7 protein-coding genes and 3 pseudogenes are annotated in these 12,851 nt (G+C 57.5%); 6 read left to right on the top strand and 4 right to left on the bottom strand.

Features of this window, described 5'->3' with window-relative positions:
- Positions 1-423 precede the first annotated feature (423 nt).
- From CKW23_RS27225 to CKW23_RS27210, 4 genes and pseudogenes are all read left to right on the top strand, one after another.
- Positions 424-1,305: pseudogene (locus tag CKW23_RS27225) on the top strand (methyl-accepting chemotaxis protein); the annotation flags it as partial.
- A 42-nt stretch (positions 1,306-1,347) separates the two neighbouring features.
- Positions 1,348-2,211 carry a methyl-accepting chemotaxis protein gene (locus tag CKW23_RS27220; RefSeq protein ID WP_371856559.1) on the top strand — a complete coding sequence of 288 codons (864 nt, stop codon included), beginning with the start codon at positions 1,348-1,350 and terminating at the stop codon, positions 2,209-2,211.
- A 251-nt stretch (positions 2,212-2,462) separates the two neighbouring features.
- A pseudogene (locus CKW23_RS27215) lies at positions 2,463-3,482 on the top strand (methyl-accepting chemotaxis protein); the annotation flags it as partial.
- Between the two features lie 39 nt (positions 3,483-3,521).
- Positions 3,522-4,385 carry a methyl-accepting chemotaxis protein gene (locus tag CKW23_RS27210; protein WP_371856558.1) on the top strand — a complete coding sequence of 288 codons (864 nt, stop codon included), beginning with the start codon at positions 3,522-3,524 and terminating at the stop codon, positions 4,383-4,385.
- A gap of 36 nt (positions 4,386-4,421) precedes the next feature.
- On the opposite strand, the gene CKW23_RS08175 is transcribed toward CKW23_RS27210, so the two are convergent.
- Positions 4,422-5,048: a hypothetical protein gene (locus tag CKW23_RS08175; RefSeq protein ID WP_025257887.1), complete on the bottom strand. Its 627-nt coding sequence runs from the start codon at positions 5,046-5,048 to the stop codon at positions 4,422-4,424.
- Between the two features lie 231 nt (positions 5,049-5,279).
- On the opposite strand from CKW23_RS08175, the pseudogene CKW23_RS08170 reads away from it, so the two are divergent.
- Together CKW23_RS08170 and CKW23_RS26570 are read left to right on the top strand one after the other, a co-directional pair.
- Positions 5,280-6,205 (top strand): annotated as a pseudogene (locus tag CKW23_RS08170) (glycosyltransferase family 2 protein).
- Complete coding sequence (locus CKW23_RS26570) at positions 6,174-6,317, top strand: hypothetical protein (protein WP_162883715.1); 144 nt, start codon at positions 6,174-6,176, stop codon at positions 6,315-6,317. The pseudogene CKW23_RS08170 and the gene CKW23_RS26570 overlap by 32 nt, the downstream one beginning before the upstream one ends.
- Here CKW23_RS26570 and CKW23_RS08165 read toward each other — a convergent pair.
- Genes CKW23_RS08165 through CKW23_RS08155 form a run of 3 tightly spaced genes read right to left on the bottom strand, consistent with a single transcriptional unit; the run spans position 6,283 to position 12,822 of the window.
- Entirely contained in the window at positions 6,283-10,656 is a 4,374-nt protein-coding gene (locus tag CKW23_RS08165) for a glycosyltransferase (RefSeq protein WP_095067374.1), read from the bottom strand. The genes CKW23_RS26570 and CKW23_RS08165 overlap by 35 nt on opposite strands.
- Before the next feature lie 11 nt (positions 10,657-10,667).
- A complete protein-coding gene (locus CKW23_RS08160) occupies positions 10,668-12,002 on the bottom strand; it encodes an ABC transporter ATP-binding protein (protein ID WP_095067373.1) in 1,335 nt (444 codons plus the stop codon).
- Positions 11,992-12,822 carry an ABC transporter permease gene (locus CKW23_RS08155; protein ID WP_038399720.1) on the bottom strand — a complete coding sequence of 277 codons (831 nt, stop codon included), beginning with the start codon at positions 12,820-12,822 and terminating at the stop codon, positions 11,992-11,994. Before CKW23_RS08155 ends, CKW23_RS08160 begins: the two co-directional genes overlap by 11 nt.
- Positions 12,823-12,851: the final 29 nt, after the last annotated feature.

Below are 12,851 nucleotides of genomic sequence, written 5' to 3'. Positions count from 1 at the left end.
TGCACGTGCTAATGGTGGACTTTTTGGATCCATTATACGCAGATTTTTGACGTCTTTTTTATGACAGGGTATGACGAGCGCCATACTCTGGATGCCTTTATAACCGTGGTCTTGAGCGAATGAAAGCTTCGTGAAAGCCTGGCGAATATTTTTCAACTTTTATCGACTTTTTATTTCAGCCGGGCTGTGATCTGCCGATAGTGTCATTACGTATTTCCCTTGCTGCGGCCTAAAAGAACAACCTACCAGCGGCCATAATTTAAAACATGACGATCCCGGAGAAAGTCGATGAATAGCTGGTTTGCCAACATCAGCGTAAATATGAAACTGGCCCTCGGGTTCGGTCTGGTACTTGTTTTTACTGCCATTCTTGCCTTGACGGGCTGGACCAGCCTCAGCGGGCTGATCGCGCGCAGCAACTGGATGAGCGACATCACTTCGCTCAATTCCCAGCTGACCAAGCTGCGTGTGACGCGCCTGCAATACATGGTGGCTAACGGTGACGAAAAGGTCGCCGAAACCGTTCAGGTTTCCCTGGATGGTTTCAAGAACTATCAGGAAAAACTGCTCAAGAGCTTCAAGAGCCCTGAAAACGTCAGGCTGCTCGAAAAGCTGGGTGCCGTGATCAGCGATTATCAGAAATCCCTGAACAACATGCGCAATGGTTACAGGACCAGCATCGCCATGCGTACGGAAATGGGCGTGCATGCGGTCAAGGGCGCGGCCCTGATCGAGCAGATCCTGGCGGATGTCAAAAATCTGGATCCTGCTGATGAAACCCGTTTCAGCCAGTATGAAAGCGTCGTCACGACCAAGGAAGACATGATGCAGGTGCGGTACGAAGTCCGTGGCTATGCCGCCGACATCACACCTGAAAACGAACAGAAAGCCGTCGCCCAGCTGGACGACGCCATCAAGGGCCTGAATGCGCTCAAAGCCACTTTCAGCGACACACACGGCGATATTCTGAAGCAGCTGGAAACGGCACTGGGCAACTATCGCACCGCGCTTCAGGGCTTCAAGACGGCCAATGTCGATATCGCTCAAGCCCGTAAGGAAATGACCGTACAAGGCCAGGACATCGTCAAGATCAGCGAAGACATGTATCAGATTCAGCTGGATCGTCGTGATATGGAGAGTGAACAGGCTCGCAACATGCAGATTGGCTGCACGGTGCTGGCGCTGTTGCTGGGCATTCTGGCTGCGGTGCTTATTACCCGTCAGATCACCCGTCCTCTGCAGGAAACCATGGCCGTTGTAGACCGCATCGCTTCGGGCGATCTGTCGCAGACCATCGTGGTGACCCGCCAAGACGAGCTGGGCGTGCTGCAACAAGGCATCCAGCGCATGGGTACGACTCTGCGCACACTGATTACCGGGATTCGCGACGGTGTGGCCCAAATTGCCAGCGCTGCCGAAGAGCTGTCGGCTGTGACCGAACAGACCAGCGCCGGGGTCAACAGCCAGAAAGTGGAGACCGATCAGGTGGCTACTGCCATGCATGAAATGTCGGCCACTGTTCAGGAAGTTGCCCGCAACGCCGAACAGGCTTCGCAAGCGGCTTCCAATGCCGACCGCGAAGCTCGCGACGGCGACAAGGTGGTAGGCGAGGCCATTGCGCAGATCGAGCGTCTGGCCACTGAAGTGGGTCGTTCGGCTGATGCCATGAGCGAGCTGGAGCAGGAAAGCGACAAGATCGGCAAGGTCATGGACGTGATCAAGGCCGTGGCCGAGCAGACTAACCTGCTGGCCCTCAACGCGGCCATTGAGGCGGCACGTGCGGGTGAAGCCGGTCGTGGTTTTGCGGTGGTGGCCGACGAGGTGCGTGGCCTGGCGCAACGTACCCAGCAATCCACCGAGGAAATCGAGACGCTGGTGGCCGGTCTGCAGAACGGCACCCGTCAGGTGTCGAACATCATGCTCAGCAGCCGCGAGCTGACAGCCAACAGCGTTACCCTCAGCCGCAAGGCGGGCGCATCGCTGGGCAATATCACCCAGACTGTCTCCAACATTCAGGCCATGAACCAGCAGATCGCCGCTGCTGCCGAAGAGCAAAGCGCTGTGGCCGAGGAAATCAGCCGCAGCATCATCAACGTGCGTGACGTTTCCGAGCAGACCGCTTCGGCCAGTGAAGAAACCGCTGCTTCCAGCGTCGAGCTGGCCCGTCTGGGTGGCCAGTTGCAGATGATGGTCAGCCACTTCCGCGTCTGATACATCCCGCCTCACTCTTGAGCCCGGCCTTTGCCGGGCTCAGTTCTTTCTGGCGCCAGCCTCTCTATCTCAAGCTTTTGCGCCCGCCTGTGTGAATGAAAATTTGCGCACTTATAAATGGCCTGTAGCCATCCTTTCTGTTATTCATGTAATCATCTGTATCAATTTGCTGGTTCGATCCGCCCACTCACTGGACAACAGGTCGCGGTTCAAAGCGCCCGTGCGAGCGTTCAGGAAATCGAAGGAATGTCATGAATACATGGTTTGCGAATATCAGTGTGAAATTGAAACTGGCATTGGGCTTTGGTGCGGTGCTCGTCTTGACGTGCCTCATGGCTCTGACGGGCTGGAGTGGCCTGGGTAGCCTGATCGAGCGTAGCGATCGTGTTGCCGACATCATGGGCCTCAACGCCGACATGAGTGAGCTACGCCTGAGGCGTTTGCAATACGTGACCGAGAACGGCGATGAAAAGATGGGTGATGTCGCTCAGGGCCTTCTCAACCATCTCAAGGAAAAGCACAACACACTGCTGGGGCTTTTTACCTATCCGGGTAATCAGGAAAAGCTCCAGGAGATGGGCAAACTTACCGCCGACTACCAGCAGTCGTATGACCGGATGCGTGAGGCTTACCGCTCCGATGCTGCGTTACGTAAAACCATGGGTGTCCACGCCGTCAAAGGTGCAGAAATCATCGGCAGGATCATCGACGACGTGCTCGCCATGTCGCCGGATGACGAGCGACGTTTCGGGCGCTATCAAGCGATTATGAAAGCCAAGGAAAACCTGGCCCTGATTCGCTATGAAGTGCGTGGCTACACCGGCAACCCCAACGAAACCACGGAAAAGAACGCCTACCGCCAGCTCGAGACGGCCCTGCAAGGCATGGAGCCTCTCAGGGCTGCTTTCAATGGCAGCTATGGTGACGAATTCAAGCAACTGGAAAGCTCAATTGTCAGCTATCGCCAGGCTGTGGATAACTTCAAGGCGGCGAATACGGCGATCGGAACGGCTCGCAAGGAAAACACCGCACAAGGTGTGGAGATGGCCAAGGTCAGCGAAGCGCTGTATCAACTCCAGGCTGTTCGTGGTGCTGAAGACAGCGCCCATGCCCGCAACATGCAGATCGGCGGCACCGTGCTGGCTCTGGTTCTGGGCATTCTGGCGGCGCTGATTATCACCCGCCAGATCACCAGTCCCTTGCAGGACACGCTGGTTGAAGTGGAGCGTATCGCGTCGGGCGATCTGTCACGCAACATTGCCGTGACGCGCCGCGATGAGCTGGGTGTTCTGCAACAGGGCGTACAACGCATGAGCGCAACCCTGCGCGACCTGATTGTCGGGATCCGTGATGGCGTGACTCAGATTGCCAGTGCTGCCGAGCAGTTGTCGGCAGTGACCGAGCAGACCAGTGCCGGGGTCAACAATCAGAAGGTCGAAACCGATCAGGTGGCCACGGCCATGAATGAAATGTCGGCCACCGTTCAGGAAGTGGCGCAAAACGCCGAACAGGCTTCCCAGGCTGCATCCAGTGCCGACCGCGAAGCCCGCGACGGTGACCGGGTCGTGGGTGAAGCGATTGCTCAGATCGAACGCCTGGCTTTGGAAGTGGGACGCTCGGCTGAAGCGATGAGCGAGCTGGAGCAGGAAAGCAACAAGATCGGCAAGGTCATGGACGTGATCAAGGCTGTGGCCGAACAGACCAACCTGCTGGCCCTCAACGCGGCCATCGAGGCGGCGCGGGCCGGTGAAGCAGGCCGTGGGTTTGCGGTAGTGGCTGATGAAGTACGCGGTCTTGCACAACGTACCCAGCAGTCCACCGAGGAAATCGAGAGCCTGGTGGCCGGCCTGCAGAACGGTACTCGGCAGGTATCTAGCATCATGCTCAACAGCCGCGAGCTGACGGCCAACAGCGTCACGCTCAGCCGCAAGGCGGGTGCATCATTGGGTAGCATTACCCAGACCGTCTCCACGATCCAGGCCATGAACCAGCAGATTGCGGCGGCCGCCGAACAGCAGAATGCCGTGGCCGAGGAAATCACCCGCAGCATCATCAATGTGCGCGATGTGTCCGAGCAGACGGCTTCCGCCAGTGAGGAAACCGCCGCTTCCAGTGTCGAGCTGGCGCGTCTGGGCGTTCAGTTGCAGACGATGGTCAGCCGCTTCCGGGTCTGACAGGCAGAGCCCGGGACTTACGGGTCCCGGGGCTTTTCAGTTGAGCCGGTTGATGGTTTCAACGTACTGGTTGACGGCTATCTGGTCGGCCTTGCGTCTTCCGGCTTCGAGAAAGGCCTGGAATTTCTCGCTCTCGAATAACTGATCGACTTCCTGACGAATCTTTTTCTGAGCGGAATAAGGTATGACGGCAACGCCCTCTTCCACTTCATAGGCATTTTCCAGCACTTCGACCAGCTTGGAGCGAAGTTTCCCCATGCCCCGGCCACTGGCAACCCGCTTGTAAGTGGACAGGAAAAAGGTTTCGCCACGGCCCGGCCCCTTTTTCGGAACATAGGCGACGGCACACAGGCCGGCCCCACTTCGCTTGCGCCAATGCGCCGTGGCACTTTCGCTCAGTTGCAGGACGTCGTCCCGCATCCAGGCATAGCCACTGTGGATCAGGTGAATGATTGCAGCATCCAGGGCACGCCGTGTTCCGCCAAACCGCAAATCGGTGAAGCGTGCCGAGACCAGTATCTTTTTATTTTTCAGGACGCGAACGATCCAGACCCGACCTCGTGTTTCACGAGTGATACCGCGTGGAACGCTATAGGTCACATCATCGACGATCTTGTCGTAACACCTGAGTCCTGAAATGTCGATTTCAGCGGGTGTATTCATGGGTGTGATCAGCTGTACCAGTGGGAAGTTAAATACCGAGAAGTAGATAAAAGCATGCGTCAGTAACACGTTCGTTACTGTCAGTAAAGTTAACAGTATTTCATGAAACTGTTAATTAACCCTGCAACTTTCATGGCGCAGTCATTGAGATGGAATTCTTCGGGCTGCTGAACTTTACTGTAGCGCATCAGCCGTGTCCGATAACCCTTCTGCGACGCTCAGGCAAACTTCATGACGACTCACGATCTCATTACTCCTGTGCTCAGGACTGCTGTCGTTATCCCAAGCTTCAAGGTAAAAGACCACATACTGGATGTTATCGCCGGAGTGGGTGAAAGCGTCAGCCGGATTTATGCAGTGGATGATTGTTGCCCCCAGAGCTCCGGCCATGAAGTCGAACAGCACTGTACGGATCGGCGGGTCAGGGTGATATTCAACCCCGTCAATCTGGGCGTCGGAGGCACGGTCAAGGTGGACGGCGACGGGCATATGGATCCGGCGTTGATTCCCGGCTTCATCGCGCCGATACAGAGTGGCGAGGCGGACTATACCAAGGGCAATCGCTTCTTCAATCTGGAAGAAATATCCCGCCTGCCCGGCCTGCGTATTTTTGGTAACACCACACTGTCCCTGATGAATAAACTTTCATCGGGATATTGGGAATTTTTCGATCAGACCAACGGGTATACCGCTATTCACAGTGATGTTGCCCGGCACTTTCCGATGAACAAGATCAGCCCGCGTTACTTCGTCAAAACCGACATCCTGTTTCGTCTTGGCACTCTGCGCGCCGTGGTGGTGGATATTCCAATGAGTGCCCGATATGGTGATGAAGTCAGTAACCTCAAGGTCTCGCGATTCTGGGCGAGTTCATTGGCAAACACCTGTGCAATATGTTCAAGCGCCTGTTCTACAACTACTACTTGCGGGATATGTCACTGGCGTCCTTTAAACTTCCCCTCGGTTTGCTTCTGCTGATATTCGGTACTGTCTTCGGGATCTTTCATTGGGGGCTTTCCCTGCGCACCGGTATTGCGACCTCGCCCGGGAGCTCTAGCATGGCGATCTATCTCGCGGCGCTGGCCTGTGTGCTGGGAATCTCCATCGGCCAGGTACCTCTTCAAGATGACGGCGCAGACGTTTCGTCAGAACGGTGACCTGCTCGACCCGGTCATGCTCGGCTGGTTTTTTCTGTCGCTGTTCCTGTACAGCATTCGTCCGGGATTTGTACTGATCACTCTTCCTGGCGTGGAGGCCAGGCCAGGCTGAAGTCCAGTTGCTCCAGTGTCAGGTTCGGGTTGTAGGCAGGATCGGTTTCTATCTCCGGCCAGCGTGTGTGCATGTAAGCCACTTCCTGGCTGAAACGCGCCTGCTTTTGCGGGGAGTCTTCAAAGCCACGGGTTGCCGATTCGTGATGGTACAGCTCGGCAAAAGGGGTCCACAGGTTCATGTACCCGGCCTCTTTGACCCGCAGGCAGAAATCGACGTCGTTGAAGGCTACCTTCAGGTTCGTCTCATCAAGGCCGTTGACCTGCTCGAAGATGGATTTGCGAATAACCAGGCAGGCCGCCGTCACCGCCGAGAATTCCTGAATCAATACGGCACGCCCGAAATAACCATGTTCACCTCGGGGCAGGAATTTATGCGAGTGATTGGCTATACCGCCAATGCCCAGAATGACGCCGCCATGCTGCAGCCGGTCATCGGGAAACCATAACCGCGCGCCCACTGCTCCGACCTCCGGCTGCAAGGCCAGGGCGACCATTTCATCCAGCCATTCGGGGCTGATGACTTCGATATCGTTATTGATCAAACCCACCAGTTCACCGCGTGCCAGCCTGACGGCCTGATTGTTCAGCGCGGAATAATTGAAAGGGCCGTCATCCCTGAGCACCATGATGTTCGGCTGTTCGCTGAGGTGCTCGAAATACGCCAGGGATTCGCTGTCGTCGGAGCCGTTATCCACCACGATGATTTCATACGGGCCGTAGTGGGTCAGGTTCTGGATGCTGTCGATGCATTGTTTGACCAGTGAGCCAGCGTTGCGGGTCGGAATGATCAGGCTGACCAGAGGGTTGTGCTTCGGCAACCGGTAATGCACGCGGTACATCCCGATGGGCAGCAACTCGGTCCAGCCAGCGCGCCCGGTACGTTGCAGGTGTTCGTCCAGGGCTTTTACGCCAGCCAGGGCGGCATAGGGTTTTTCATCGGTCGCCATGGCGGTGCTGCCGGCGTGAATGCGCCAGTGATAGAGCACGCGGCTGATATGAATGATCTGTTCTCGGGAAAGCTTTTCGCTGCAGCGCAAAGCCAGGTCGTAATCCTGCGAGCCCTCGAACTTCACCCGGAAGCGACCCACCTGCTCGACCAGATCGCGCCGATAGACGCCAAGGTGGGAAATCATGTTCTGCGAGCGGAACAGGAATTCGTTCCAGTCAGACTTGAAGTAAGGCGCACTGCGTTGTCCCTTTCGGTCGATCTTGTCTTCGTCCGAATAAAGGATGCCGACATCCGGGTGCTCGATGATTTTGCGGGCCACCCAATACAGCGCGTGCTCGGGCAGCAGATCATCGTTGTCCATCAGCGCGATGTATTGCCCCCGGGCGATATCGAGAGCCGAATTGCTGGCCTCTGAAATATGCCCGTTGGTGCTGCGCAATATGACCTTGATCCTGGGGTTCTGCCGTTCTGCCTGCTTCAGGAACTCCTGCACCGCCGGGTTACTGGAAGCATCGTCGGCAATGCACAGCTCCCAATGGGGATACAGCTGGTTTCTGATGCTGTCGAGGGCTTCGCGCAGCAGGTCCAGCGGTGGGTCGAAGACCGGCATGATGACCGAAATCAGTGGCGGACTTTTCCAGGTGTCGATGTGCCGGGCGATTTCCTGGCGGTCATCGTCATCGAGTGTGTCGTACTGCCTGATCCAGGCTGCATAGTCATGGCGGTCCGGTGTCGGCTCGACCTCAACCCTTTCAGGCCCTGTGCTCGTGTCATTCAGGAACCAGCGCATCCGCGCCAGCAATCCCAGCAGACCATGCTCCTGCAAGACGCGGGCGGCCCGATTGGCGGTTTTCCTGAAACCGCCGCCCCGACGCACCAGTGCTGGCAGATGCCTGGAAAGCTTTGTCAGGCGACGGGCCGCAATGACCGAGTGGCGCAGCGGCGCTGCCAGCCTGCGGCTATAGGAACCTTCCAGCGCGCGGATACGCAGGTTCAAGGTATGGATGCGGGTGTCTTTTTCAATCTGCTGATTGAGCAGTGCGCTTTCCAGATCCGCTATGAGTGCCTCGCGGCCGTTGGTCAGGTGCGCATGGTCATTGAGCAGGCGCTCGACGGTCTGGACAGTGTGTTGTTTGCCATCGGAGACATTCTGCTGGATCAGGTAAGTGGTGCTCTCCAGCTCATTGATGCGCAGGGCCAGGGTCTGCATCTGCTCATGCAGAGGCTCGAAGGCTGTTCGCAGCGAAGACTCCTGCTGAACGGCCCAGTTACGATTCTGGTTGATGCGCCGGGCGATCACTTCATCGGTGTAGAGCACCAGATCCAGTCTCAACACCAGGCCGCGCAGGTCGGTCAGTTGCGACAGGTCTACCGGCAGCTCCAGATAAGGATCATCGTCCAGGCAGACAAACAGCACGGACAAGCCTGACTTTTCGATTTCCATGAGGCCCGACACCGAAGGCAGCGAAGCAATATCGCCATCCCAGGACCAGATTTCGGTCTGCGCCTTGAGGATCCGCAAGTTATCCACAGAGAAGGAAATATGGCGGTCCACAGGATCAAGCCTGAGCCTCTTGGGCGGTGTTTTCAGGTTTTTCAGGGAAAACTGCAACTGTTGATGGCCGGGCAGGACCTCGATGTCCAGGGCATGATCTTCCCGAAAGTTGCCAGCCTCATCGCTGTAGTACAGCTTGGCCAGAACCTTGGATTGCACGGGCTCGGCCCGTGGATTGATGATCTGCTCGGGCTCCCAGTTCAGGAAGTGGTCGGCTCTGATGCCGGTTACAAAGGCCTGGAATTCTGCCTCTTTTTCGATGAAGGCTTCCAGCTCCGGCAACGGCATTTCCAGACCCGCATGGCGCAGACTGTGAATTATGAACTGACGTCGGGTCAGTGGCATGACGCCTGGGCAGAACGGCATGGCGCTGGCGATCAGCAGCAACAGGGCGCGAATCAGCAGATGCCCGAGCAGCACGCCCTCCTGGACATCCCATTCGATATCGATCAGGGCCGGGCGGTTTTCAGCGTCGAGCAGAATGTTGTGCGGCACCGCATCGATAAACAGTCCGGGCAAGCGTTCGTCGAGAGTGTTCAGAGTGGCTGTATGGCCTCGTTCTTCAAGCAGGGTTTCGAGTGCCTTCAGATAACGCGAGATGAACGCCCCGAAGTCCTTGAGCGTCCAGTCGGGTGCGCTGGCGATATTGAGGAATTGCTGGCTGAGCGCCTGTCCGCGTCGATATCGGTCGACACGGGAAAGCACATGTCGGTAAGCGCCCTCTTCGTCGATGGCTGTTTCTGCGCGCAAGGGTTCATGTCGCACCTCGATGCCGTCGTCCGTTTCGATAAACAGCGTTTGCTTGCAGTAGCCGGGTTTTCTGCTGACGTTGTAATGGCCTGCAAGCATGTCGGGTGGCACAACGTTGGACGTCGAGGATGAGGCGGCGACCAGAAAGGAATTGGCCAGCTCCATGCCCAGGCCGTTGCTGACGATCACCGGCCAGGCCCGCTCCAGGTTGAACAAGGGCGCGCTGGGTAACTGGGGGTCTTTTCTGGCGTTCTGCCAGGCCAGTGCTGCGGCATCGAAGCTGCCCAGCTCAAACCCGCGCTGGGTGACGATGGAGTTGGGCAATTTGTAATCAGGCATCGGAAACAGGAATTGCGAGCGACTGAAGCCCGCCTCTTCAAGAAGCGCCATCAGGCTCTTGCGGCCGAACGTTTCGGGATCATGGTCGCTGTAGCGACCTTCGATGCCATACATCGGGCGATTGAGATGATCTTCCGGTGCGCCGGCGAAGTACTTGAGCCCCAATTGGTTTTCAATGGCGAGCAGCAGCACGCCATCGGGTTCCAGCAGGTCTTTGACCCGTTTGAGCATGTTCAGGGCTGCATCGGGTTGCTGGCTGAACATGCTGGCGTATTCGAGAACGCCGATCAGGGTGATGACATCGAAACGATGGAGCGGATTGAACTGGTCGAAGCGCTCGGCCACTACGGTGACGTTGTCCAGATCCCGTGTGCGGCTTGCAGCTATTGTGGCCCGGCGCACACTGCCTTCCAGGCTCAGCACGCTGGCGCCGCATTCCCCCAGATAACGGCTGATGGCGCCACAGCCTGCGCCGATTTCCAGTACTCGTCCTGACAGAAGGTGGCTAAAGGGCCGCAGGATATTTCCACGCGCCCGGCCCAGGTGGTACAGCGACGGCCAGTCCGTGCAATGCCTGCTCAGTTCGCTGGACAGCACCGACAAGTCCACGGCGTCACGGATGATCTGCGCCAGGCGCTCTTCGCTTTCGTCACCGTCGTTGTAGGCAAGCCCCTGATAGTCGGGGCGCGCCCATACCCGGGTGGTTTTGTCCTGGCGATAACCGCGTTGTTCTAGATCGATCATGGGTGGTTTACCTAGTCGAAATCCATCGTGACGGCAAGATCGACCAGGCCGAACAATGTGCTGGTCGGGGCGACAACGAAGTGAATGGAGTCATAGCGGCGGTCATGGGGAACGATGTCTTCCCCTTCGCGGGAGGCGACACCTATCGAGATGAAGTAGTCGCCACTGGCCAGGCGGTTGGTGAATTTCATACAGGCCTTGAGCCGTGATCCGCCGTTGTACAGGTCCTGGCTGGAGGCACAGCCCAGCAGGTAAGAGTTGGTGCCGTAGACGGTGACGCCTTCCTTGGTCTTTATCGTGAAACCCAATACGGGGTTGCTGATCGTGCGGTTGAAGCAGATGGCCAGGTGCAGCACCACCTCGTCACCCGGCTCGATGCTGGTGGGGAATTCGCGACCATTGGCCGCCAGGTGAAAGTCCTGGAGGCTGGCGGCACCATCGCCCCAGCGATATTCATGGGGGTTGAAACCGGCACGCGAGCTGTAGGCGTCGTGCTCGAAGCTCAGGACGGGGTCGTGATCATTTCGGGGTGTCTGGAGTGAAGCCTGTTGTTTCGGCAGCTCAGGCTCGACGCGCCGGTCGCGACCGAACAGCAGGTCCATGTAGCGATTGATGACCGGTCGCGAGGCGCCGATCATTTCCACATGGCCCCGATCCAGCAGGATCGCCCGGTTGCAGTGAGTCACCACCTGTTCGCTGGCATGGGTCACCAACAGAATGCTGGTGCCGTTCTGCTTCAACTGCCGCAGCCGCTCGAAGCACTTGGCCTGGAACTTCGCATCGCCCACCGACAGGGCTTCATCGACAATCAGTACTTGCGGATCGACCTGAGCCTGGACCGCAAACGCCAGGCGCACCGCCATGCCGCTGGAATAGGTCTTGACTGGCTGATCGATGAATTCGCCGATATCGGCAAAGTCGGCAATGGCACTGAAGCGCCGGTCGACTTCTTCGCGATCCAGGCCCAGCACCGAGGCATTCAGATAGACGTTTTCCCGGCCCGTGAACTCGGGGTTGAAACCCGATCCCAGCTCCAGCAGCGCCGCGACCCGTCCCTGGGTCTGGACCGAGCCGCCCGTGGGTAGCAGGGTGCCGCAGATGATCTGCAGCAGGGTCGATTTTCCGGAACCGTTGCGCCCGACCACCGCGACCGTTTCGCCTCGTGCGACTTCAAAGTCGATATTGCGCAGCGCCCAGAACTCCCGGCCATAGGTTCTGGCAGGCAGGCCCAGCATCGACTGCACTCTGGGGACCAGCGAATGCAGCAGCCGGTCCACGGGTTTGTCGTAGGAATAAAAGCACTTGGAGACATCGCGCACGCTGATGGCGATTTCATCAGAGGACATCGGCAAACCCTTTGCGAGTTTTTTGAAAGAACCCGAAGCCCAGCGCCGCGAACCCGAAGCCGATCAGCATCGCCAGTGCCAGGCTGTCCCATTGCGGCCAGAGCCCGAACAGCAGGACGTTGCGGCTTTCTTCGATGATGTAGGTCAGCGGGTTGAGCTTCAGCCAGGGTTGATAAACCTCCGGCAAGGCAGCCACGGGATAAAGCACGGGCGACAGGAACAGCAGCACGGTGGTCAGTACGCCAATGAATTGCCCGACATCGCGCAGGTACACGCCCAGCGCAGCCAATAGCCAACTGAACCCGAGGGTTGCGATCAACAGCGGGAGCAGGACCAGCGGAAAGGTAATGGCAGTCGCATACAACGTATGAGTGAGAAGGAATTGCGCCAGCAGCAGAACGGTCAGGCTGATCAGCGTATGAAAGACGGCTGAGCCCAATGTCACCATCGGCAGGATTTCCAGCGGGAACAGGACCTTCTTCACGTAGTTGCTGTTGGAAATAATCAGCGAAGTGGACCGGTTCGCGCATTCGGCAAACAAGCCATGAACAATCATTCCCACGAACAGCAGAATGGCAAAGTTTCCCTTGCCGGTTTCCTGCCCTGCCCAGCGGGCCTGGAATATTTCGGAGAACACGAAGGTGTAGACCGCCAACATGAGCACGGGATTAAAGAACGACCAGGCAATCCCCATGACCGAACCACGGTAACGCCCGATAACATCGCGTCGGGTCATCGTGAGAATGAGCTGGCGGTGATTCCACAGGCTGCGAACGAGCGCCACAGGACTTGCGGCGGGGACCAGATGGGGGTTGAGCATTTTTGCTCCGATGCCCCTTTTCGCGAATG

This window comes from Pseudomonas sp. Irchel 3A18 (genome assembly GCF_900187465.1).
GTDB lineage: Bacteria > Pseudomonadota > Gammaproteobacteria > Pseudomonadales > Pseudomonadaceae > Aquipseudomonas > Aquipseudomonas cichorii.
The sequence above is the reverse complement of the archived record's forward strand: the minus strand, read 5'-3'. Positions and strand labels throughout refer to the sequence as shown.

Excerpts from the sequence above, each read along its gene's own strand:
- CKW23_RS26570 (WP_162883715.1), top strand. The coding sequence starts at position 6,174 with ATGACGGCGCAGACGTTTCGTCAGAACGGTGACCTGCTCGACCCGGTC.
- CKW23_RS08175 (WP_025257887.1), bottom strand. The coding sequence starts at position 5,048 with ATGAATACACCCGCTGAAATCGACATTTCAGGACTCAGGTGTTACGAC.
- CKW23_RS08160 (WP_095067373.1), bottom strand. The coding sequence starts at position 12,002 with ATGTCCTCTGATGAAATCGCCATCAGCGTGCGCGATGTCTCCAAGTGC.
- CKW23_RS27210 (WP_371856558.1), top strand. The coding sequence starts at position 3,522 with ATGAGCGCAACCCTGCGCGACCTGATTGTCGGGATCCGTGATGGCGTG.
- CKW23_RS08165 (WP_095067374.1), bottom strand. The coding sequence starts at position 10,656 with ATGATCGATCTAGAACAACGCGGTTATCGCCAGGACAAAACCACCCGG.
- CKW23_RS27220 (WP_371856559.1), top strand. The coding sequence starts at position 1,348 with ATGGGTACGACTCTGCGCACACTGATTACCGGGATTCGCGACGGTGTG.
- CKW23_RS08155 (WP_038399720.1), bottom strand. The coding sequence starts at position 12,822 with ATGCTCAACCCCCATCTGGTCCCCGCCGCAAGTCCTGTGGCGCTCGTT.